At 40.5% G+C, this 24,557-nt stretch carries 13 protein-coding genes; 5 read left to right on the top strand and 8 right to left on the bottom strand.

Annotation, left to right across the window (positions count from 1 at the left end):
* Positions 1–439: 439 nt before the first annotated feature.
* Positions 440–3,682, top strand: a complete 3,243-nt coding sequence (locus AC07VK_RS01090; RefSeq protein ID WP_492957724.1) for a SusC/RagA family TonB-linked outer membrane protein — start codon at positions 440–442, stop codon at positions 3,680–3,682.
* A gap of 29 nt (positions 3,683–3,711) precedes the next feature.
* On the top strand, positions 3,712–5,712 hold the full coding sequence (locus AC07VK_RS01085; RefSeq protein WP_492957722.1) for a RagB/SusD family nutrient uptake outer membrane protein: 2,001 nt from the start codon (positions 3,712–3,714) through the stop codon (positions 5,710–5,712).
* A gap of 67 nt (positions 5,713–5,779) precedes the next feature.
* Here the strand turns inward: AC07VK_RS01085 and AC07VK_RS01080 are convergent, their stop codons facing one another.
* A complete protein-coding gene (locus AC07VK_RS01080; RefSeq protein ID WP_057933537.1) occupies positions 5,780–6,055 on the bottom strand; it encodes a Txe/YoeB family addiction module toxin in 276 nt (91 codons plus the stop codon).
* Between the two features lie 3 nt (positions 6,056–6,058).
* Positions 6,059–6,334, bottom strand: a complete 276-nt coding sequence (locus AC07VK_RS01075; protein ID WP_057933538.1) for a type II toxin-antitoxin system Phd/YefM family antitoxin — start codon at positions 6,332–6,334, stop codon at positions 6,059–6,061.
* Positions 6,335–6,682: 348 nt separating this feature from the next.
* Here AC07VK_RS01075 and AC07VK_RS01070 point away from each other — a divergent pair, with 348 nt between their 5' ends.
* The 3 genes from AC07VK_RS01070 to AC07VK_RS01060 all read left to right on the top strand — a co-directional run bounded on the left by AC07VK_RS01070 (position 6,683) and on the right by AC07VK_RS01060 (position 12,907).
* Positions 6,683–7,684 (top strand): family 43 glycosylhydrolase, encoded by a 1,002-nt coding sequence (locus AC07VK_RS01070; protein ID WP_492957720.1) that lies wholly within the window; start codon positions 6,683–6,685, stop codon positions 7,682–7,684.
* Between the two features lie 9 nt (positions 7,685–7,693).
* Positions 7,694–10,657 (top strand): glycoside hydrolase family 2 protein, encoded by a 2,964-nt coding sequence (locus tag AC07VK_RS01065; protein WP_492957718.1) that lies wholly within the window; start codon positions 7,694–7,696, stop codon positions 10,655–10,657.
* Between the two features lie 579 nt (positions 10,658–11,236).
* On the top strand, positions 11,237–12,907 hold the full coding sequence (locus AC07VK_RS01060; RefSeq protein ID WP_492957716.1) for a GH39 family glycosyl hydrolase: 1,671 nt from the start codon (positions 11,237–11,239) through the stop codon (positions 12,905–12,907).
* A gap of 892 nt (positions 12,908–13,799) precedes the next feature.
* On the opposite strand, the gene AC07VK_RS01055 is transcribed toward AC07VK_RS01060, so the two are convergent.
* The 6 genes from AC07VK_RS01055 to AC07VK_RS01030 form a co-directional block, all read right to left on the bottom strand.
* Positions 13,800–15,053, bottom strand: a complete 1,254-nt coding sequence (locus tag AC07VK_RS01055) for a glycoside hydrolase family 28 protein (RefSeq protein ID WP_492957714.1) — start codon at positions 15,051–15,053, stop codon at positions 13,800–13,802.
* Between the two features lie 64 nt (positions 15,054–15,117).
* Positions 15,118–17,889: a glycosyl hydrolase gene (locus AC07VK_RS01050; RefSeq protein WP_492957712.1), complete on the bottom strand. Its 2,772-nt coding sequence runs from the start codon at positions 17,887–17,889 to the stop codon at positions 15,118–15,120.
* A 4-nt stretch (positions 17,890–17,893) separates the two neighbouring features.
* On the bottom strand, positions 17,894–18,202 hold the full coding sequence (gene rhaM / locus AC07VK_RS01045; RefSeq protein ID WP_055906177.1) for an L-rhamnose mutarotase: 309 nt from the start codon (positions 18,200–18,202) through the stop codon (positions 17,894–17,896).
* Between the two features lie 246 nt (positions 18,203–18,448).
* A complete protein-coding gene (locus tag AC07VK_RS01040; protein ID WP_492957711.1) occupies positions 18,449–20,902 on the bottom strand; it encodes a glycoside hydrolase family 31 protein in 2,454 nt (817 codons plus the stop codon).
* A gap of 2 nt (positions 20,903–20,904) precedes the next feature.
* The gene (locus AC07VK_RS01035; RefSeq protein WP_492957709.1) at positions 20,905–23,409 is read right to left on the bottom strand and encodes a glycosyl hydrolase 115 family protein; all 2,505 of its coding nucleotides are present in this window, start codon (positions 23,407–23,409) and stop codon (positions 20,905–20,907) included.
* 5 nt (positions 23,410–23,414) lie between these two features.
* Positions 23,415–24,542: a glycoside hydrolase family 88/105 protein gene (locus AC07VK_RS01030; RefSeq protein WP_492957707.1), complete on the bottom strand. Its 1,128-nt coding sequence runs from the start codon at positions 24,540–24,542 to the stop codon at positions 23,415–23,417.
* Positions 24,543–24,557: the final 15 nt, after the last annotated feature.

The following is a 24,557-nucleotide window of genomic DNA, read 5'->3' as shown; positions in this document are numbered from 1 at the left end:
AGTTAAACCCTAAGTTGCAGCAAATAACTATTGAACCATTTACTAAAACCTATTACCCAAAAAAGAAAATCTTTACATCTGGCTGTGCCTACAGGATGGAACAGGATGGACTAACGAAATAAAAGTTCTAATCTCGTATAACCAAATATAATCAATTATTAATCGATACTTATATGAGCAAGAAAAACCACACATCAAACAATGCAATCGTTTGCACTTAATTGCCCCCTATATTGCCATTTAAAGCCTTAAAAACGAAGCAAAGACTATTGTAGTCAAAAAAAATTAAAAACTAACTCATTTTTCATTCAACAACTGCTAATTCATCCCAATAAACAATGGATTAATTGCTTAATCATATGCCCTCAAAACAGATAGCACATTCCATCTGATATGCTATTTGGCTAAATAACCAAATATTTACATAACCAATAAAACTATGGATCTTAATTTTTATCCAGAAAATCTAAAGCGACGAAAAGGCTCTTCGTACAAAAAAATCCTGTTTACGGGTATGTCGGCATTGTGCCTACTCTGTGTGGCGAATACTGCAGATGCGACCAACCGTAAAGCAATACCAAGAACTGTGGGTACAAACATTTCAACGAGCAAACGAGATGTTAACCTTAAAGGAAAAATTGTTGATGAAAAAGGTGAAACTTTAGTTGGCGTTAGCATTAAAGTGAAGGGCACTACCATTGTTGCTTCTACCGATGCCAACGGTGCTTTCTCCATTACTATCCCATCAACCGTGAGCAACCCGGTTTTGGTGGTTTCGTACATTGGATATACCACACAAGAGGTACCTGTAGATGGAAAAACAACGATCAGCATCCAATTAAAAAGTTCCACAAATGATTTAGACGAGGTTGTAGTTGTTGGTTATAATACCGTAAAGAAAAGTGATTTAACTGGATCGGTTGTAAGCGTGGGTGCAGAACAGATCAGATCGAGACCCGTACAAAATGCATTACAAGCCATACAAGGCAAGGCAGCTGGGGTTGATGTTACTTCAAACGAGCGCCCAGGTCAGATCGGCTCCATTTTAATCAGAGGCGTACGATCTATAAACGCCAGCAATTCACCACTTTACGTGGTAGACGGTATTCCATTTTCCGCAGGCGGTATCGAAGCTATCAATCCTAACGATATTGAAACCATCGACATTTTAAAAGATGCATCGGCAACTGCAATATATGGATCCAAAGGAGCAAATGGTGTTGTTCTGGTTACCACTAAAAAAGGTAAAGCCGGCAGATTAACTTTAGATTATGTGGGTACAGCAACTATCGAAACCATCCAGGATAGAACACAGATGATGAATGCTGCCGAATATATCGAATTCCGTCGCGATGCTTACCGTCGTGTAGGTTATTTAAACCCTGCAGCACAGGCAAGCACTACTTATCCTGTTATACCAACACAAGCAGATGATAACCGTATATTTCCTAACGATAGTTATGTAACGGCAAATATTGCGCAAGGCTGGCAAAATGGAGTTTACAATGGCAGTTTAGTGCCCACAACAAACTGGACCGATTTGGTTACACGTACTGGTGTTACACAAGACCATGTATTAAGCGCCAGTGGCGGTACAGACAAATTAAAAGCCTACGCCTCATTTGGCTACTTAAACCAGATTGGTACAGAACTTGGCCAGGATTATAACCGTTATACTTCTAAGGTAAGTGTAGAATTGAATCCGGTAAAGTGGTTTAAATTCGGGGCTAACATTACCGCATCTTATGGCTTGCAGAACTATGGATTTTCAACAGGTAATGCAACAGGGCCGAGCAGTTTATATGGCGCAGCACTTGGCATGCTGCCTGTTGCTGTACCTTTTGATGCAAACGGTAACAGGATCAATTTACCAGGTGCCGACATCAATATTCAAAATCCAGTGGGTGAGGATCAATACAATATTAACTTACGTAAAGTGTTAAGAACAATCGGCTCTTTCTATGCTGAAGTAAGCCTTTTAAAAGGATTAAAGTACCGTATTAACTTCGGTCCTGATTTTTACAACAACTACAACGGAAGATATCAGGACGCAAAATCAATCAATCGCGGTGCGGGCGAATCAGGTTCTACCAATTATGCTCAGCTTAACCAAAACAACAGATTTGCCTATACGCTAGATCACTTGGTTTACTACGATAAAACAATAAAAAAGCACAATTTTGGCGTTACTTTATTGCAGAGTTCATCACTCTTTAAAGAAGAGAGTTCATCAATGACCGGAACTAAAATCCCTTTAAGTAACCCACTTTGGTATGGCTTAGGCGGGGCCAATATTCCGAGCCTTGATGCTTTTAGTACCGATTTGAGCCGAAACACGCTTGTATCTTACATGGCCAGGGTTAATTACAGCTTTAATAGCAAATACCTATTAACTGCATCTGCCCGTTGGGATGGTGCATCGCAATTAGCTGAAGGCAACAAATGGGACTTTTTCCCTTCTACTGCAATTGCATGGCGTATAGATCAGGAAGATTTCATGAAAAACATTAAATGGGTTGATCAATTGAAACTTCGATTAGGTGTGGGTAGTGTAGGTAATTCGGCCATTTCTTATGGAACAACTCTAGGTAAATTACAGCCCTTAACTTATACTTATGGTGGTTCGGTACAAACCGGCTATGTAGCTTCTGATGCATCACTGGCCAATCCGCCTACCTTACCAAACAAGGCGCTTGGGTGGGAGCATACCTTACAATATAACCTTGGTCTTGATTTTAGCTTAGTTAAAGGAAGAGTTGGCGGTTCCATAGACTTATATAAATCTAAAACCACCGATCTGTTATTGCAAAAAGATATCTCTTCGATAAATGGTTATACTTCATCTTTCGATAACATTGGAGAAACCCATAATAAAGGTATCGACATTACCCTGAACACGGTGAACTTAAAAAACAAAGATTTTAACTGGTCTACAACATTAAGTTTCTCGGCGAGCAAAGATAAAGTGGTTAAATTGGCCAACGGCGATGTAATTGGCAGTTTATTGTTCATCGGTCAAAGGGTTAGAGTGGCCTACGATTTTGTAAAAGATGGCATCTGGCAAAATACGCCTGAAGACTTAGCTGAAATGGCAAAATTTAATGCTAACCTACCGGCAGCAAGCGCTTTTAAACCAGGCAGCATTCGGGTTAGGGACTTAAATAACGATTATAAAATTGATGCCAATAACGATAGAATGATTAGAGGAAGTTACACGCCAAGCTGGACCAGCGGGATGACCAATACCTTTACTTATAAAAATTTCGACCTTTCTATTTTTATTATTGCTAGATATAATTTCTTAATTGCCACAGGTGCGGAGTCACTACAAGGCCGTTTTGCCCAGCGCTTGGTTGACTATTGGACACCAACCAACCCAACAAACGATTATCCTGCACCAAATTATGGAAGTGCAGCCGGCGACCCTTACAGAAGTTCTATGAACTACCAGGACGGATCTTTCGTAAAAATCAGAAATATCTCATTGGGCTATTATTTCCCAGAAAAAATTGCTAAAAAATTAGCATTATCTAAATTAAGGGTATATGCACAGGCCATTAACCCGGGTTTAATTTACTCTAATGTTGGTTGGGTTGATCCTGATTCGGGCATCTCATCCAACAATACCGTTACCTCAACTTTTAACCGAGGTGTAGTATTTGGTGTTAATGTTAGCCTGTAATCCTTAATCGCTATTTAAAGAAATTGATCATGAAAAAGATTATAAATATATTATCGGGTGCTGCAATATTGGGAGGATTAATGATTTTCCCTACTTCTTGCAAAAAAAGCTTCTTAGATGAAGAAGTTGTTAATGCCCGTACCACTGCAGATTTTATCACAACTGATGGCCTCGACGGTTTAACCATAGGCATGTACCAAAGTTTAAAATTTCATTTTAATTATACCTGGGCATACACTACATCTAACTATGGAGTGGATGAATTTACCGTTGGTGGAGATAGAACCGAACAAATGTGGAACTCTTACGACGCAAGTTTAAATTCCCTTAATTCGGATGTGGCCAGTGTATGGGATAATATGTACGAAAACATAAATTCGGCCAATATTCTTATCAAGAACGTGCCACTGTATTATCAGGGTACAAGTAAAAACACACGCCTGGGCGAAGGTTATTTTATGCGTGCTTTCGATTATTTTAAACTGGTAAAACAATATGGTGGTGTTCCGTTGAGGTTAGAAGCACAGGATTTCATTCAGGAAGAATTTACAAGGAATAGTGCAAAAGAGGTATATGAGCAAGTGATTCAAGATTTTACACAGGCTTATAACTTTTTGCCAGCAACGGTAACAGAAACCGGGCGGATTACCAAATGGGCAGCTGCGCACTTTTTGGCAAAAGCGTATTTATTCCGTGCAAGCGAAATAAACAATGCATGGAATAGTGACACCAAAACTGCTGATTTACAAAATGCAGTAAAATATGCCGACCTGGTGATTAACAGCGGTCAACATACCCTGGCTACCAACTTTAGCGATTTATGGAATTTCACCACCATTGATGGCGCGAACGAAACCAACAAAGAAATCATATTAGCCGCACAATTTTCTGGCAATACAGCTACTCAGGGGCGTTATGGTAACCAGGTACATTTGTATTATCCCTCTATTTACCAAAATTTACCCGGTATGCAACGTGATATCCCGGGCGATCGTGAATTCCAGCGTTTAAGATCTACGGATTATGCCCTCGACGTTTTCGACCGTGTAAACGACTCGAGGTTTTGGAAAAGTTTTAAAACACGTTATTTATGTAATAGGCCTGCCGGAGCACCACTTTGGACAGCAGGAACAGCGCCAACACCAGATCTTGTAGGTAAAGCAAAATTTGCCGGCGGAGAAGAATCTATTTTATATATCGTTAATAATGCAGGCGATACCAGGTATACACCTGCCGTTGCAAATGCAAACCCTGCACTTCCCACCGATATTGGCCGCCGTAAACCAAGTATGTATATAAGGTATTTTGCTGGCCAACCCCAAAGTTATTTGGGTGGGCATGGAAATTATGGTGTAAGTCAGTTTGTTGCTTTATCAAAATTTATGGATGGTTCCAGAAATGCTGTTGCCTCGCAATTTGGTCAACGTGATGGCATTTTAGCCCGTTTGGCAGAAACCTATTTAATTGCGGCTGAAGCTTACGGACGAATGGGCCAGTTTGCGCAGGCCATTCCATACCTAAATAAAGTTAGAGACCGCGCTGCGTATAAAGAGGGAGAAGACAGATCAGCGTATGTAGATGGTGGTGCGTCGTATAAAAACAACCCTGCTGCAAACACAGCGCCATTTGTTTCATACTCTGATAAAAACAGCTATTTCGAGTCGAATAACCTAACCGCCACAACTGCCACTACCCTAACCGGTATGCACTTAAATAGCGAGGCCGATATATTTAACTCCAACAAAGAGTTTTATGATAAAATTGGTGCAACCTCACAAGAAAATAAGTTTACAGCTTTTATCTTAAACGAACGCTCGAGAGAGCTAATGGGCGAGTTATTGCGTTGGGAAGATTTGGCACGTACCAAAACATTGGTGACCAGAACCGCTGCCTTTAACGATGAGGCAAAACCTTCAGAAAGCAAACATTACCTGCGCCCAATTCCTCAAAGTTTCTTAGATGTGATTAAGAGCGGGGGCGCAGCATTAACACCTGAACAAAAACAAGCTATGCAAAACCCTGGCTGGTAAGCAAATTAAGCCTTAAAAAGAGCAATTTACCTTCGGGTTTATTGCTCTTTTTTTGTTTGGATATTTACTATTTATTGTAGTGAAACCGGCATTGAATAACGGCACATTGTTGATCTTTACCTTTGGTACCCGATATTTGATAAACCAGACGATGCTCCCCGGTAATCCGCCGCGACCAAAAGCCCTTTAAATTATGCTTTAATGGTTCTGGTTTACCCAAACCATGAAACGGAGTTCTCTTTATGTCCTTCAACAGTTCTCTGATTTTTCTTTCTGCTTCCGCATCGTTATCCATCCAATATTCAAAATCTTCCCAAGCTTCTTCAGTGAATACGATATTCATAGCTTAGTCCTCAACCGATTTTCCGTCTTCTAAAGAGAATCTCCTAGTTTTACCTACTTTCAAACTTTCAATTGAGTTTTCTAATCTTTTACGATTTGCTTCCGTTGACATGAGATGTGCAGTTTCGGTAAGTGCATTATATTCTTTAATTGAAATCACTACAATAGCATCATCTTCATTATTATTTCTTGGAACAATCAAAACGTCCTCTGTAGCACTTACCTCATCGAAATAGCCTTTCATGTTTGTTCTCAGAGAAGAAATGGTCACTGCTTTCATATTTATAAAATTTGTACAATCAAATGTACATCATAACGTACAAAAAACCAAATAAAAATAAATAACATGACCTCTATTATTATTTCCTTTCATCTTATATTCGGCTCCGTTAAATTGTATTACTTTTGTTACCACCTCGCTATATCGGATAAAGCATTCTTTCAAGCATTTGAAAAGCGCTAAAAGCTGTTTATCCATATGCAACCCATTCTCTACAGGATAGAGCAGGATGGCACTCTCAATTTTAAACGTTAATCTCGTTTAAACTATTTAACCAAATATTTCCTTTTTATTAATGGCGTTTTTATCCCAATGGTATAGAAACTGTCCAATAATGATCAATTTGAGATGAAGAAACTCCTCCTTACCTTTTTAGTACTGTTTTCTATATGTGCTTTTGCTCAAAAAAGCAATAAAACAACGCTAGTTTCCAAGCCATTGTACAGCGATCCTGTTTATAATGGTGCGGCTGATCCGGTCGTGATCTGGAATAAAGGCGAAAAAAAATGGTTTATGTTTTATACCAACCGCAGGGCCAACGAAAAAAAATTAGATGGGGTAAGCTGGGTGCATGGCACGAGGATTGGCATTGCCGAATCGAAAGACGGTGTAAAATGGAAATACCGCGATACCTGCGATATTCAATATCGGTTAACCGATTATACCCATTGGGCACCCGAAGTAATCGAAAATAAAGGACTGTACCACATGTATTTAACCTATGTGCCCGGCGTTTTTAAAGATTGGCGCCACCCGAGGTATATTGTCCACCTCACCAGCAAAAACCTCATCAACTGGAAATTCGAATCGAAACTAAACCTTGCTTCCGACCGTTGCATTGATGCCTGTGTGTTTAAACTGCCCGACAACAAAGGCTGGCGCATGTATTACAACAATGAAATGGCTGGTAAATCGATCTATTATGCCGATAGTAAAGATCTATACAACTGGGAAGATAGCGGTAAAAAACTGATTGGCGATAAAGGCTGCGAAGGTCCGAAAGTTTTCTATTGGAAAAACACTTATTGGATGGTGGTCGACAACTGGAACGGTTTAGGCATATATTCATCTACCGATCTCCTTACCTGGAAACGACAGCCTAAAAACATTTTACAGGCACCCGGAAAAGGAACTGATGATGGTGTAATGGGCGGCCATGCCGATGTGGTAGTGAATGGAGATAAAGCCTACATCTATTACTTTACCCATCCTGGCCGAACACCCGAAAATAAAGGAATCGATAACTACACCACCAGAAGAAGTGTGATTCAACTGGCAGAATTAGATTACGCCAATGGCGAAATCAGCTGCAACCGCGATAACCCCCTATCCATTAAATTAAACCCCTAAGCAAATATAATGAAGCATATTTACCTCTTTTTAATGGTTGCGTTCCTACCCTTTATCGCTTTGGCCCAACAACCAGCTACCCCACGAAAAACCTACAACTTTAATCCTGGATGGAAACTGTATGTTGGCGATTTACCTGGTGCAGAAGGTAGCGATTTTGACGACAAAACGTGGAAAGCCATTGCCCTTCCCTACGCCTGGAACGAAGATGAAGCCTTTAAAAAGTCGATAGAAGATTTATCAACAGGCATTGCCTGGTACCGCAAACATTTTACCATTCCAGAAACCAGCCAAAGCACTAAAATATTCCTCGAATTTGAAGGCATCAGGCAGGCCGGTGAATTTTACCTGAACGGAAAGTTTATTGGTCGGCATGAAAACGGTGTAATGGCCTTTGGGTTTGACATAAGTAGCTTAATCAATCAGAACAAAGAAAATGTGATTGCAGTTAGGATCGATAATGCCTGGAACTACAAAGAAAAGGCAACCAATTCTGGCTACCAGTGGAACGATAAAAATTTTAATGCCAATTATGGTGGGATATCGAAAAATGTACGCCTGCATGTAACAGGCAACATATACCAAACACTTCCACTTTATTCTACTTTAAAAACTACGGGTAACTATTGTTACGCTAAAGACTTTAATATTAAAGGTAAATCGGCTGTGATTGTTTCCGAATCGCAGGTAAAAAACGAAAGCACTGCAGATCAGAAACTGGTATATGAAGTGGAACTAAAAGATCTTGACGGAAAAATTGTTAAAATCTTTAAATCCGTAGAAGCCCATATCAAAGCGGGCGATACTTTAACTTTAAAAGCACAGGCATTGGTAACAGATTTAAACTTCTGGAGCTGGGGCTATGGTTATCTGTATACCGTTACCTCAAGGTTAAAATCTGAGGGCAAGATTATCGATGAGCTGAAAACCAAAACCGGATTTAGAAAAACAGCATTTAAGAACGGGATGGTTTATTTGAACGACCGGGTATTGATGATGAAGGGTTATGCCCAGCGCAGCAGTAATGAGTGGCCGGCAATAGGCCTATCGGTACCACCTTGGCTAAGCGATTACAGTAATCAACTCATGGTAGAAAGCAATGCCAATTTAGTCCGTTGGATGCACATTACACCCTGGAAACAGGATATAGAATCTTGCGACCGTGTAGGTTTGATTCAGGCGATGCCTGCCGGAGATTCGGAAAAAGATGTAACGGGCACCCGTTGGGACCAACGAAAAGCGGTAATGACGGATGCCATTATTTACAACCGCAACAACCCGAGTATCGTTTTTTACGAGTGTGGAAACGAATCGATCAGTGTAGCGCACATGCAGGAAATGAAAGACATTAGAAATCTTTATGACCCAAATGGCGGCAGAGCTATCGGATCGAGAGAAATGCTCGATATTCCTGAAGCCGAATATGGCGGCGAAATGTTGTACATCAATAAAAGTGCAACTAAACCAGTATGGTCTATGGAGTATTCGAGAGATGAAGCCTTACGGAAGTATTGGGATGAGTTCTCCCCTCCCTTCCATGTAAATGGTGCAGGTCCGAAATACAAAGATGCCGATGCCAGCGACTACAACCGCAACCAGGATTCTTTTGCCATTGAAGATGTAATCCGTTGGAACGAATATTACGAAGAACGCCCCGGAACAGGAACTAGGGTAAGTTCTGGTGGGGTGAACATTATATTTTCTGATTCGAACACCCACCACCGCGGGGAAGAAAACTACCGCAGAAGTGGCGAAGTGGATGCGATGCGCATTCCAAAAGATGCCTTTTTTGCGCACAAAGTGATGTGGGATGGTTGGGTTGATGCAAAAAAAACTGGCATCCACTTAATCGGGCACTGGAACTACAGGGCCGGCGTTAAGAAGAATGTATATGTGGTGGCCAGTGGCAACAAGGTAGAGCTGATTTTGAACAATAAATCGCTTGGTTTTGGTGAAAAAAGTAATGGTTTTCTATTCACTTTTAAAAACGTTAATTATCAGGCAGGAACAATCAAAGCCATCTCTTATTCTTCAGTAGGAAAAAAACTGGCCGAAACACAATTAAAAACAGCAGGCAAACCAGTAGGATTAAAACTTACTGCTATGAAAAACCCAAGCGGTTTTAAGGCTGATGGTGCCGATGTGGTATTGGTACAAATTGAAGTAACAGATGAGAATGGAAACCGTTGCCCTACGGCTTCAGATATGGTCAAATTTAGTTTAGATGGACCAGCCGAATGGCGTGGAGGTTTGGCCCAGGGACCCGATAACTATATTTTAGCTAAAGACCTGCCAGTTGAAAATGGAATAAACAGAGTGCTCATCAGATCAACAAGCACTGCTGGAAAAATTAATTTAACAGCAAAAGCTGAAGGCTTAGAATCTGCCAGCCTTTCTTTTGAAACTTTAGCAGTTAAAACTGAGAATGGATTATCTGGCCAATTGCCAAGCGATGGCTTAAAACCAAACTTAACCAAAGGGGCAACACCAGTTGATCCATCATACACTGTTTCGCGGAAATCGATCAAAATTGTGTCAGCCGAAGCTGGTGCCAATAACGATAAAGCTAATTTAAGTTTTGATGATAACGAATTGAGCGATTGGGTAAACGATGGAAAAATCGCTACTGCATGGATTAAATATACTTTAGCGAAAGAAAGTACAGTATCAGCAGTGTCTTTAAAATTGAATGGTTTCAGGACTAAAATTTATCCATTAAGGATCCTGGTTGATGGAAAGGTGGTTTTTGAAGGCAATAGCAAACCAAGTTTGGGTTATTTTACAGCAAATTGCAAAGCAACAAAAGGAAAAACAGTGACTATACAATTGGTGAGTTCAGGTAAAGAAAAAGAAAACTCATATATTGGCGTAGAGGTAAATGGTAAAAAACTCGATGATGGTGTTGACCGTGCAGAAACCAAACTAAAAGGTGGTTTAAGTATTATTGAAGCAGAAATTTACGAGCAGCCTTAACCGATGAACTGTCTGTAGCGTTAAGCGCAGCGTCTCTACGGAGTTAATTATAAGATTGAGTTTCAAATTCAACTGACAAGAACGAGTCGGAGACTCTTTTCCATTGATAGTCCGTAGAGCCCTACTGAACGCTACGAACAGATTTTGAGATCTTTGAACCAGGTTATTGAAATGAAATTTAAAAGATTTTGCTTCGCAGAGCCTTTGGGTTCTCCTCCGAAGGAGTTCCTTTGGACACTGCGGTCGAAATGACGACACTTCAGGGAGACAAATTAGCCCTCAGACTGACATTAAATAACATGAACTGTCCGTAGAGTTAAGCGCAGCGTCTCTACGGATTTAATTATAAAATTGAGTTTCAAACTCAACTGACAAGAACGAGTCGGAGACTCTTTTCCATTAATAGTCCGTAGAGCCCTACTGAACGCTACGAACAGATTTTGAGATTTTTGAACCAAGTTATTGAAATGAAATTTAAAAGATTTTGCTTTGCAGAGCCTTCGGGTTCTCCTCTGCGGTCGAAATGACGACACTTCGAGGAGACAAATTAGCCCTCAGACTGACATTAAATAACATGATATGAAAACATTTAAAAAAGCTTACCTCCTACTCTTTAGCTTAACCGCTTTCATCCATACGGCAAATGCACAGTCTAAAGCCAATATTGAGGTTAATTTCGACAAGAATATAGCGCCCATGAAACCCATTTGGGCCTGGTTTGGCTACGATGAGCCAAATTACACCTATATGAAAGATGGCCAGAAGTTATTGACCGAGATTTCAAAATTAAGTCCCGTTCCAGTATATGTACGTGCGCACAATTTACTTACCTCCGGAGATGGTACACCAGCTTTAAAATGGGGATCGACGAATGCCTATACAGAAGATGCCAAAGGCAATCCGGTTTACGACTGGAAAATTGTTGATCAGATTTTCGATACCTACGTAAAAAGAGGTATGAAACCTTTGGCTCAAATTGGCTTTATGCCCGAGGCGCTTTCAACCAAACCTCAACCCTATCAACACAAATGGAAACCTGGCGCCCGGTATGATGAAATTTTAACCGGCTGGGCCTACCCACCTAAAGATTATAAAAAATGGGGCAATTTGGTTTACGAATGGGTGAAACATAGTGTAGCACGTTATGGCAAAGCAGAGGTAGAAAGCTGGTACTGGGAAGTGTGGAACGAGCCAGATGGCGCTTATTGGAAAGGCACACAGGCCGAATTCTTTAAACTTTACGATTATGCTGCCGATGGACTTAAAAGGGCTTTACCCACAGCAAAAATTGGTGGCGCTAATGTAACAGGTGGTGGCACCAAGTATTTAGATGCCTTTATTAAACACTGCTTAAACGATACCAATTATGTAACCGGCAAAATTGGATCGCCTTTAGATGCCGTACTTTTTCATGCTAAAGGTTCACCAAGGGTGGTTAATGGAACCGTTGTGATGAATGTAAGGGCTCAGCTCCGCAATATTGATGGCAACTATAAAATTATCAGTAAATACCCTCAGCTAAAAAACATACCAGTAATTATTGGCGAATCCGATCCTGAAGGCTGTGCCGCTTGTGGCATGAGTACCAATCCTGAAAATGCCTACCGAAACGGCACCATGTATTCGAGTTATACAGCAGCCTCTTTTGCCCGGCTTTACGAACTTACAGATAAATATAAAATCAACTTATTGGGCGCTGTTACCTGGTCGTTCGAATTTGAAAACCAGCCTTGGTTTGCGGGTTTTCGCGATTTAGCTACCAACGGCGTGGATAAACCTGTTTTAAATGTATTCAGAATGTTTGGCCAGATGAAAGGGAACCGTGTTGAAGCCATAAGTAACCGCATGTACAATTTAAACTCTATTTTAGATTCGAGCATCAGAAAACTACAAACAGACATAGGTGTTTTGGCCACCAAAGCAGAGAAAACTGCTGCTGTTATGTTTTGGAATTACCATGATGAGGATAAAACGGATTCTAAAGATGTTGTATCCATCTTGTTGAATAAATTGCCTGCAAAAATGGTAACTATTACAGCATATCGCATTGATACCGAAAACAGCAACGCTTATTCGGAATGGAAAAAAATGGGTTCACCTCAAAATCCAGATGCGAAACAGATTGCAGCATTAGAAAAAGCAGGCCAGCTAAAAATGATTGGTAAACCCAGAAAATTTGATACCGCAGCTGGTGCTTTTGAAATTGAACTAGCCAGGCAGGGTGTTGCTTTGTTGAAGCTGGATTGGTAGCATTTTGCTTTTTTGCCACGGAAAGCACGGAAATAAGGAAGGTATTTTTCTCCAATTCCGTGGTCTGTGTCTCCACAGATCACCTAAATATTCTTTTTTCCGTTCTGTGAGGACACAGACCCAGGATGAAGGTTACTCACAATCTCAGCCAACGCTCGTTTCTAACAAGCGTTAAATAAACAATCGTTTATAACGATATAATCGTAATGTTATTTACGCACTCGTTTGGAAACGAGCGCGAGCAATGAAAGTTGCCGTGGTTTGCGTCTCCACAGATCACCTAAATATTCTTTTTTCCGTTCTGTGAGGACACAGCCCCAGGATGAAGGTTACTCACAATCTCAGCCAACGCTCGTTTCTAACAAGCGTTAAATAAACAATCGTTTACAACGATATAATCGTAATGTTATTTACGCACTCGTTTGGAAACGAGCGCGAGCAATGAAAGTTGCCGTGGTCTGTGTCTCCACAGATCACCTAAATATTATTTTTTCGTTCTGTGAGGACACAGACCGAGGTTAAAGTTGACACTAAATACTTTCACATTTAGAGCGCAAGGCCTATAGTAAATGCTAAATTTCTTCCCGTTTTCCGCTTATACGCTTCGCTTCCTCGTGCCTCGTTGCTGCAGGGTATTGCTCCAACAGCGGCTTAGCGGCTACAACAGCATTTCATTTGTAAAGTTGCAGGGTGCACAACCCCTTGTTCCTAAACCCGATTGTAATGTAAAGCCCAAAGCGTAGCGAGGACTTGAAATGAAAGCGGGACTGAAAACCGCCAAGAACCACAAGCCGCTTATTTCCTAATACTAAAATATTTTTAGGGGAGCACAATGCTTGTACTACACAATTTACCGTTGCCCGCTGACTGAAATTATTAGTTATCTTCAGCACTAAGGTTTAACGATCAATGGTGCTCCGTTTACCATTACGTTCTCAATTTTAACATCCTGGTAGCTGTTTTTCAAAAAAGGTGTTTTTGTAGTTACTCCCAAATCTTTAAAAAGAAAACCCGATACCTTATCTTCAGGGTTTCCATCCATTTCGCCAAATTTTGTTGCTTCTACTTTAATGTTTGAGATCTTGATGTTTCTGATTGTGCCAAATGGTTTTGCAGTGCTGCCTGCCAAATCGAAAAACTGTTTCCAGGGATTTAAGTCGATAATAGCGCCGCATTTTCCTGTAATGTTTTCTACCGTAATATTTTCGTAAAGCTGAAAAGTATCTCCACGCATTTTCATTTTTAAAATCGGGCAGTTATTTTCTACCTTACAATTTCGCATGGTAATATTGCGTGCATGAATACACTCGCTTCCCATGGTTAAAGTAGCATGTGCTTCGCCAATGGTACAATTTTCTATTAAAATATCCTCAACAATACCATTTTCTGGGCGTTTCTGTGCATCAGGGCCTTTACCGCCTTTAATGCAAATGGCATCGTCATTTACCGAGATATAACAATTCCTGATCGTTACTTTTTTACAAAAATCAATGTCTATACCATCAGTGCTTGGTGCTTTTACGGGCCTAAATGGCGAACGGATATCGCAATTCTCAATTAATACATCATTAGATTGGTATAAATGGGTTGTCCAGAATCCAGAATTACGCAATTTTACCCCTTTAATATTCACATTATTACATCCCCAGATAAAAAGTAACCGCGGACGGCTCACCTCCAGGTTTGTAGATTCCCTTCCTAATTTCTTAAGCGAATCGCGGTGTGCCCAAAATGTTTTCCAGAATTTAAGTCCATTTCCATCAATGGTACCTGGGCCTGAAATACTAAAACCATCTACTTTTGTCGCATTAATTAATGCAGCAAAGTATTTAAGGCTCCTCCCTTCCATACGCGATGGGATAAAAGGGTAATCTTTTATGTTATCAGATCCTTTAAGCACAGCACCTTCTTGCAGCAGCAGTTTCGTTTTAGGTTTAAAAAAGAGTGCTCCGCTAAGATAAACACCTTTAGGGATTACGATCGTTCCTCCTCCTTTTTGATAAGCCTTGTCTATTACGGCCTGAATAACTTTCGTGTTTAATTTGGTGCTATCTGATCCAACGCCAAATTTTGTGATGATATAATTTTGAGCCATGGCATTTGTACCAATGGCCGTAAACAAAGCGAGTATAATGAGTTTTTTCATGATAAAATGCATATTGATTTGTACAAAGCAAGATTTCCGACTGCGCAGGAAAGACGGTATACGATTAATTAAAAGCTGTAATGCTTACCGGGCCGATTAAGCCTGAAGGCATTACGTTCCAGTTTGATGCATCAAAATCCTTATAGTTAATATTTACGAAATTGATTTCATGGTAATTCCGCCATTGGACTTTTTTGATATCCATATCACGGATGCGGTTCGCCATCAAATTAACCACTTCTATTTTGATGGTATTATGCCCTGCTTTTAAATATTTGCCAACACGGGCCTGAAAAGGGATACTCCATAAAATCCCAACCTCCTGCCCGTTGATCCATACACGCGCACTCTCATCTACCTCATTCAGATTTAAAACATACTCTTTAGCCGTTTTTGAACTCAGCGTAAAGCTTGAAGTATAAACACCTGTACCAGAAAAGGTCTGTAATTTAGGGTCGTTTAAAGTAGTCCAGCTTACCAGTTTAGCTAACTGCTGATCTGCAGGAAGCTCCGGCCCACCTTCGGTAAAATGTAAATTCCATGGTTGGTTAAGATTGATCGAATGCGCAGCTTTGTTTAAATAAACCCAAGGCGAGTTGCTTGTTCCATTCTGATCAACCTTTAAAAACAAACCCTCTCCAGATTTAAGTTGTACACGAACTTTTTTATCGCGTACTGCCGCCAACCCCACATTCGAGCTTTGCGGATCCATGATTAAAACCTGCCCCCTTTCGTTTAAAGAAAGTTCGGTATCAATATCTTTAGCCGTGTGGTTTACCAGATAATAATATCTGCCAGTTGTTGTTTTTCTCCTGATAAACTGTAGTCCGCTATCGGTTAAAGTTTCTCTGTTAATGGCGATTGCGCTTAATGCTTTTTGCACATCGTTAGCCAATAAAATTATTCCAGCGCCAACTTTAACCTGTTTAATACCCTCTGCGCCATCCGTAAAAATCAATTTAGCCAAGGTGGCCTTTAGCTGTGCCCTGCGGGTTTCCAGGTTGTTTAAACCCGGAACATCTTTAGGTAATGCCTGAAAAATGACTTTCGCTCCGTTACCGGCCAATTTAATCATTTGATCCAGCGTTTCCGGGCGCATCATTTCGCATTGCGGAACAATCAACACCTTGTACGGCGAAGCAGTCGTGTTAGTACTAATCAATGCCTTGTTAACCGTTGATTGTTTTAACAGTCGATCGGATGCAAAATCAAAAGAGTAACCCGATTTGGAAAGCGCTTTCGATAATTTATAAAAAGCCGTTGGATGTAACCACTCGTCAACATCATGTACTTTTAAGGCCATATCTAAACCTTTAGCCTTGTTCCATACATCATATATTGGCCAGTAGATTAAAAGTTCGTTGTCTGACTTTCCTGATTGAAGAATAGATTGACAACGGGCGATGTAATTATTCAATCCCTGAGCCTGCGGCCATAAACTGTTGTTCGGATTCATTTCTACCGAGGCATAAAACAGCCATCCCGGCCAGGAAACATTTGCTGGCGAATTGGTGGTTCCGTGATAAAAGATATGGTTTATGCCTGCCAGAAACAACTGTTCTGCTTCTGGTTTACATTGCGAAAATGATGTTTTAAAATGCTCGGTTAGCCAGGTAAACGTTTCGGAAGACACCAGTTTTTTGCCGCCTGTATGTGCTGCAGATGATGCAAATTTGCTCATTATCGGATCGGGATCTACATTACGGATATCTCCTGCATCGCGCCTAAGGCCTGGAATAGGGAAATAACTCGAACCAAAGGTTTCCGTTTCAGGAATATCAACCGCTCCATAAAGATCGAGCAGATTGCCTGGCGAACCATGCGACTGGTTTTTGGTCACCGATTTAAGCTGATGTGCCCAACTACTCCAGTTTTGCGTAAAATTATGGAGCAAAAGTTCATCCATGGTTTCGCGGTAATCAGATTTTAAACGGGCAATATTTGCATTCGTAGAATCTTTACCAGTTAATTCTTTAATATGAGTGGCCAGATCATAGCCCCTGTTTTTCTTAAATTCCTGAAAAAAAGTTGGCGTCCATGTTGCGCCATAAACTTCATAACTATCATTAAAAAACGAGCGAACACCTTGGGGTTTACCTCCAAAAGCGTCCGAAAATCTTTTAAGATAAACATCTACTGCATTTTTATCGAGGTGATCCAAAGTAAAACCTTCGCCGCCAGGTGCTGCACGTTTAACCATTTGTCTGGTTTTACCTGCAAAAGCAGCATAAATATCCCAGCTGCCGCTTCCAGGCGACCAATTTAAAAATCCATCAGTCTGAACTTTAGAAAGCAGGTTGAGCACCTCACCATTATTACCATATGCGGTTAAAGCCTGTAACTGCGCGAAATCCTGTTTGGCTTCTTTAACCTTAACGGCTTCAGTCAACTTCTCGCCACCTTTGAGCGTGTATTGCTGGGTAATCAGTTTGGTTGCTGCATGCTCTGGTTTAATCTGCGGACCGCCAAATGGCCATCCTGTGCCAGTGTTCATATCTACACCCAAGCCTAAAGTATTGGCTTTATTTATCGTGTAGTGTAGTATATTCATCCACTCTGGCGATAAAAACTGTAAATATTGCTTTTCAAAGCCCTTAGCACCATAAATTGGCGTAATTTCTACACCGCCAAGACCAGCATCTGCGTATTTTTTTAAAACCAGGTTCAAGTTCTGTTCGTCTACAGCATTTCCCATCCACCACCAGCGGGTCCAGGGTTTCATCTGCTTTTCGATAACAGGCCAATTGCCTGTATTTTTAACAGGCTTTTGTGCTTTAGCCAAACTAAAAGCTAATGTGCTTAACAGCAGAACAGAACAGAATCTTTGTAATTGCATAAGTTTAATCTAAATGGAATACCATTTCTAAAGGGAATGTTTTTGGGGAATTATCGGCATTGGTTTCCATAATATCGGCCATGTATGCCCACCATTTTTGCACAATCTGGGTGCTGCCCAAATCTTGTGAGGAGCTTCCGTTTTGTTGTTGCACAGCGAAAAGTGTGTTTGTTTCTTCATCTAAAAAGATAGAATAATCGCTGATCCCATTTTCCTTTAACAAAGTGGATAGTTCTGGCCAGATCTCATCATGACGCTTTTTGTATTCTGTTTCAAAACCGGGTTTAAGTTTCATCTTAAATGCAATTTTCATGTGATCAATTTTATTATTTAATCGGGTTAAAACTTATATGTACTCATTAATACTCTATTATCTCAACAAAATGTTTGTCAGTCTGAGCGTAGTCGAAGACCCTTACGTTAAATAATTAAAAAAAGATTGTCCTTCCCTCGCCGTGGTTTGTGTCCGCACGAACCGCTAATATTATTTATTTTATACTCAAACTGAAATCGTTCAGTTTCGGTCTGTGAGGACACAGACCGAGGAACTACCCCACTATTAATTCACTACAAAACTCAAATCTGCACTGTTATCTCCGGCCGATTTAATCCATAATATTTTATTCTTGGTATCATAAAACCAGCCCTCAGTTTTATCTAAACGATCTGGTGTTTTTAAAACTTTTAGTTTTTGCCCATTCTCCGAAACTGTTGTAGGATCAGCTTTTCCTGTCCAATGTATTTTAGCCAGATATTTATGCTTAGCAGACTGAAAACTACCTGCTGGTTTAGCTACTTTCAGCGTTAAAGTCGACGCTGTTAATGAGGAAGTGATCTTGGTTAACGCAAAGTTTCCTGTTTTGTAGGCAGCACTTAAATTATCGTCTTCGTACATATCACATTTAGAAGTTCCATAAGGAAAAACGTCAAGCGTAATCACATCAACAGGTTTTTCACCACTGTAGGCCATTTCTGGCTGCATCGGAATAATACTTCCTGCCTTAACAAATAAAGGAATGGTATCCAAAGGTGCTACCACATGGCGATAACTTTTACCTTCGTATTTTTCATTTGTCCAATAGTTAAACCAGGTACCTTCTGGTAGATAAACCGAACGGGTAATGGCACCTTTGGTGGTTACCGGAGCAACCATTAAGTTATCTCCAAACATATACTGATCACCAATTTCGTACACATTTTCGTCATCCTGATGGTTGAGCACTAAGGCCCTCATCATTGGCAAACCTGTTTCGTATTGCTGATGCATACTAGTATACATATAAGGGAATAAACGGTAACGCAAGAGATCGTATTTTTTGAAATTACGCAAAGCATCTTCACCATATTTCCAGGGTTCTTTATAACCGGGGTGATCCATTCCAAAAACGAGTGCAATCGGGCTGAACATCCCAAACTGGACCCAACGGATATACAGCTCCGGATCGGCCTGATGCTCGAAACCGCCCATACAATGTGCCCAGGAACCTACACCCGAAAGACCAACATTTAGTCCTGCCTTAATTACCGGAGCAAAGTATTGCCATTCGCTTGGCCAATCGCCTGCAAAAATATACGGATAACGTTGAATGCCCGAATAACCCTCTCTGGTTTGATTTAATCCCCTAAAACCATTAAACTTTTCGAACTCCAAAAACGGTGCTTTGGCATAAGCTATTGGAAAAAGATTGTGCAAACGTTCTGCATCTTTCCCTGTTGGGCCAACCTTCTCACTTTCGTTGGCTAAAGATCCAAACGCACTACCTTCATCCGTTTTCAGAAATTTAGCACCTAATTTTGCTACGCGCATTACGCCGTTATCCCACCACCATTGCGTTGCCTTTTCATCAAAAAAGTTTACAAATTCGCCGGGTTTACCGTTTTCGGGATAAGTATAGCCCTGCGCCCTGGCCTGATCTAACAGGTTTAATTTTTTGGCATTATCAAACCGTGGACGCAGGTGCAATCCAACCATTTTATAATTCAAGGCGTAAATGCTATCGAACATCAATTTTGGATCTTTAAAGGTTTCTCTCCATTCGAAAGAAGTTGCACCTTTACCTCCATTTTCGCCGAATAAGCGCCAGGTAGAATCTAACCAAAGCAGATCAACCGGGATACCTAACGACCTGTATTTCTTTGCAAGCTCAACCACATAATGATCGGAACTTTTTGCCTCATAACCCCATGTACCTCCACTATATGTACCGGCATGTAAGCCCAAGGCAAACTGCGGCAACATGGGCGATTTGCCAGTAATATTTGTATAATGATCTAAAATAGCAGGGAAAGTTGGCCCATATATGAAATAATAATCCAATTCACCATCAGCTGCTTTAAAACTGTACTGATCTTTTTTAGAAGCGCCCATGTCCCATTCGGTAGCAAAAGAATTATGCAAGAAAATACCATAGCCTTTTGTACTCATAAAAAACGGAACCGGACAATAATTGGCTTCCAATATATTGTAAGCGCCAATGGCATGCGGCAAACCTTTACCACGCCCAACATTTAAGGTTACTTTTTTAAAGCGGCGATCCATAAAATCCATGCGCTCGCCAAAACCAAAGAAATGCTCGTCGGCCTGCAGTTTTTTGCTTACCCCAACCTGCGTATTTTCTTTATTTACAGATCCGTTCACTTCGCTGCTCAGCAATTTACCCTTGGCGTCAAAAACATCAATCCTGAAAGGGGCTTTGTATAATTTAACCACCAATTTTGAGGTAGCAAGCAAGAAATGATCCTTTTTATCCGAAACTTTAACTACTACATTAGCCCAGTTGTAATGAATCACCATCAGGTTTTCGTTGGCTTCGAATTTTCCGTTCCAACTGGTTCTGATCCTGAAGATTTCTGGTGTACAGAACTCCAATTTCACTTCTCCCTTTGTGGTTAAAAATGAAATGGTATTACCCGTTTTTTTAAAACCAGATTTATAATCGCCAATGCTTTGCGCCCTGGCGATGGCAAGCATAAAAATTAAGGATAGGGCAAAAGCTAAAAGTTTCTTCATCATATTTATTGTATTTCCAACTGGTTAATTACCAAGCCCGGATCGAGCATATAAATTTTCACAGTCGATTTACCTGTTTTATTAATCTGGTGTTTGGTTATGCCTGAAGCGTAACCCTGTAATACATTCTGTTTCCAGATATTATTTTCTGAAGCCGGAGAAATATTAATCACCTGCGGCTTGTCGTTATTTACAGAAACAGCATAACGCACTTTAATCCCATTATTAACGCCCTGGGTAGGTAAACATTTCACTTCGATCTGGTGTTCGCCTTGTGTTTTGAAATCAACTTCGTAAATAGTAAAGGCGGCATTTTGAAGCGCTGTTTCCCCGAATGGCTTAAAAGTAAAAGGATAAAGAGAAATACCATCACCACCTAAACCAAGTCCTTTTAGGGTTTGTAAAGATAGTCCCTTCGGCACTGATTTCTCGGCATATTTAGCCGCACCTACAATAATCTTATTTTCAGATTTCGCGCTAATGTCTGATGATTTCGCAGCTACAGAATCGGCCACTTTTGGCATTTTAAAAACGGCTAAATCGCGTGGCTTCCAGCTCATCATTCCGTTCCATTTGCCACCAGCAATTTCTTCATTGTATTTTTTGGTAATCAACTGAATCTGCTCAAAAGCAGCTTTTGATTTTTTCGAATAAGTTAAGGCCGATTGATCGCCGTTTGCCGCTAAAACCAGACTTTTCTTTGCGTATAAAATCTTCTGGTTCATCAGCATGGCGCCTTCAACCGGGTATAAAATTAATTCAAAATAAGCATCTTTTAAGCGTGCTGGCATCTGATTATTTAAACTTTTGGCCTGACCATAAATCTTTTGATATGCAGCCAAACGTTCTTCGGCCTGGGCATCGGTAAAATTAACACTGGCCATATGCTCTGGCTTAGCAGCATGCGCCAAGCGGTAATAAACAGCTTTTATTTCGGCAATGGGTTTTGCAAATTCAGCTCCGAAAGTCTCTGCAGCCCAGCTTTCAGCATATTGATCTGCGTTTTCGGGTTTCCACTGGTTTACATTCCAGGCCAAATCCATGGCAAACTGCATTTCCATTTCTGCAGGTTTAATATCGCCTACATTTACAACCCAAAGTCGGTCGGCTTTATACTGGTAAGCTTTGCTTAACTCATAAGAAATCAACGATGGAGAAATAGACGAAAGCCAGAGGTAATCTTGTGGCGCACCCCAGTAAGAAATATGGTAATACACCCCGCTTCCACCCGAGCGTTTTTGCTCTTCAGGGTTCGAAAGCTGACGGATATAACCATGGTTATCATCAGCCCAAACAATCGTTACATCATCAGGCAGTTTTAATCCGGCCTGGTATAAGGAAAGCACCTCTTTGTAAGGGCAAAAAATCTGCGGAATGGAACTTACCGGTTTAGTAATATTCTTACCGAGAATAGTTCGTTGATCGGCAATTACCTCACCCAACAATTTCACTTTTTCATTTTTATCTTTCGGGCCTGGCATGCTGCCATCGTGGATACCGCGCATCCCCACAGTATAAACCGATTCGTAATTTTTTGCCTGTTTTACACGGTCGGTCCAATAGTTTTCAATTTCATTTTTATTCAGATCGTAGCGCCATTCGCCTGGTTTTTTACCATATTCGTGCTCGAAATTCTCAGCCCATTCGAAAACATTGTTCCTCAGCATCGGCTCACAATGACTCGAACCTAAAACAATGGCATATTTATCGGCCATTATGGGATTATTGGCATAATAATAAAACGCTTTGGTTGAAGGATGCATACCTGGCCAGATGTAGTTAGCTTTTAGCCTGAGTAGCAGTTCGAATATTTTAGTATAAGTTTTTGGGCCGATATCTTTCACATCGGTATCCATCATTTTAGCTGCCCAGGGCTGGATTCCCCAATCTTCATCATTGATAAAAATACCACGGTATTTAACTGAAGGCGATTCTACCAAAGGCCGACCAGCTTTTACGTATAACGATTTTTTTGTTGCAGGTTTCACATCGGCCCACCAGCTCAGTGGAGATACACCAAGCATCCTCGACAGTTGAAAAACACCAAAAGCCGTTCCCCGCCTATCGCTACCGGCAATCACCAAAGCTTTTTTTACTCCTTTTAAAGGATTTTCAATCACTGAAATAGAAAAGGTTTCCCATTTGCCGTATAAAGCGGCTCTGTTTACTTTTCCAGTTTTAACCAATTGATCTATGTAAAGCGAATGCCCCATGGTACCAATAATGATGGGGTAAGCACTTAAAACAGGATTATTTCTCAAAACCGAAGTCATTGTTCCGGTTAATAAGTGAATATCGTCTTTAAACGCTTCGGCAGCGATACCAACAACTTCTGCATCTTTTTCATCGATATAAATAGAGGCTGCTTTTCCTCTATCCACAATGGGGAAAGATGAAATACTATTAATTTCAGAAACGGCAATGCCTATCCTTTGCGCCATATTTTGTTTAGGCAGAAAGAATAATAATAACATCAATACCGATAAGCCAGCTAGATTTCTGAAATTCATCTTAATTATTTTTTAAGCTTGTAAACCTCAGTTCCGGCCAATAAGAAACAACCCAAACCATAATCTTCAAAATCAGGTACACTAGTATAACTTACGGGCTGTCCATCTTTTGGTTCCTTACCTGTCCCTTGCATAAAACCGATAAAACCATTTTTTTGAACAGCATCTTTCGTCATGGCGTTCCATGCTTTGGTGATGACAGGCAGATAAGTAGCTTTATCTAAAATACCCTGATTTACACCCCAGGCCATACCATATACAAACAAAGCAGTACCTGAAGTTTCTTTACCGCCAAAATGTGTCGCATCGTGTAAGCTTACATTCCAGAAACCGTCAGCACGTTGAATCGGCACCAAAGCTTTAATCATTTCGTTATAGGTTTTTAAATATTCATTGCGGTGAGCTTCATTTTCAGGGATAATTTCTAATACGCGTACCAGCGCAGCAACTACCCATCCGTTTCCTCTAGACCAATAACAATCCTCGCCATTTGGTTCTTTATAAGGGGGTACAAAATCTTTATCGCGCCACCAAAGGCCATCTTTAGCATTGTACAAACCACCACCTTCAGTATTTTTGGAATGCATATACATTTTGTACATGTAATTGTAGTAAGTGGTATCGCTATATAATTTACCCAGTCTGGCAAAAACCGGCATCCCCATTTGGATGGCATCAATCCATGTCCAATCGTTTACCTTGCCTGATTTGATTACCAGATCAATAGAAGCTTTAATGTCTTTAATGCGTTCTGGTTGTTTATCAATCAGATAAAGATCGATATAGGTCTGCCCACAGGCCTGATCATCAGCATTTTTTGTTGTGATGCCATTTCTTAAACCCCAATTGTGTTTTTCACCCCATTGAACGGCATAATCGTAATATTCTTTCTCAGGATGGATTTTATAAAGATTCATCAATCCTTCGTAATACACGGCTCTTGTCCAGATATTGCTTGGCCGCTCCCTGTTGGTTATAATAGATTTCCCGGCATCAGGCCACTTATTCATAAAATAAGCATTTGTTGCTTTTAATGCCTTTAAAACCTCTTTTTTATTAGGTATTTTCTGTGCCAAAAGTAGCTGGATAGATATACTGAATATTATTGCAGCGCTGAATATAAATTTCTTCATGGTGATATTTCGCTT

This window comes from Pedobacter sp. GW821-FHT01D05, assembly GCF_059422505.1.
The sequence above is the reverse complement of the archived record's forward strand: the minus strand, read 5'-3'. Positions and strand labels throughout refer to the sequence as shown.

Excerpts from the sequence above, each read along its gene's own strand:
- AC07VK_RS01070 (WP_492957720.1), top strand. The coding sequence starts at position 6,683 with ATGAAGAAACTCCTCCTTACCTTTTTAGTACTGTTTTCTATATGTGCT.
- AC07VK_RS01080 (WP_057933537.1), bottom strand. The coding sequence starts at position 6,055 with ATGAATATCGTATTCACTGAAGAAGCTTGGGAAGATTTTGAATATTGG.
- AC07VK_RS01085 (WP_492957722.1), top strand. The coding sequence starts at position 3,712 with ATGAAAAAGATTATAAATATATTATCGGGTGCTGCAATATTGGGAGGA.
- AC07VK_RS01055 (WP_492957714.1), bottom strand. The coding sequence starts at position 15,053 with ATGAAAAAACTCATTATACTCGCTTTGTTTACGGCCATTGGTACAAAT.
- AC07VK_RS01075 (WP_057933538.1), bottom strand. The coding sequence starts at position 6,334 with ATGAAAGCAGTGACCATTTCTTCTCTGAGAACAAACATGAAAGGCTAT.
- AC07VK_RS01035 (WP_492957709.1), bottom strand. The coding sequence starts at position 23,409 with ATGAATTTCAGAAATCTAGCTGGCTTATCGGTATTGATGTTATTATTA.
- AC07VK_RS01050 (WP_492957712.1), bottom strand. The coding sequence starts at position 17,889 with ATGCAATTACAAAGATTCTGTTCTGTTCTGCTGTTAAGCACATTAGCT.
- AC07VK_RS01090 (WP_492957724.1), top strand. The coding sequence starts at position 440 with ATGGATCTTAATTTTTATCCAGAAAATCTAAAGCGACGAAAAGGCTCT.
- AC07VK_RS01030 (WP_492957707.1), bottom strand. The coding sequence starts at position 24,542 with ATGAAGAAATTTATATTCAGCGCTGCAATAATATTCAGTATATCTATC.
- AC07VK_RS01060 (WP_492957716.1), top strand. The coding sequence starts at position 11,237 with ATGAAAACATTTAAAAAAGCTTACCTCCTACTCTTTAGCTTAACCGCT.
- AC07VK_RS01040 (WP_492957711.1), bottom strand. The coding sequence starts at position 20,902 with ATGATGAAGAAACTTTTAGCTTTTGCCCTATCCTTAATTTTTATGCTT.
- rhaM (WP_055906177.1), bottom strand. The coding sequence starts at position 18,202 with ATGAAAATTGCATTTAAGATGAAACTTAAACCCGGTTTTGAAACAGAA.
- AC07VK_RS01065 (WP_492957718.1), top strand. The coding sequence starts at position 7,694 with ATGAAGCATATTTACCTCTTTTTAATGGTTGCGTTCCTACCCTTTATC.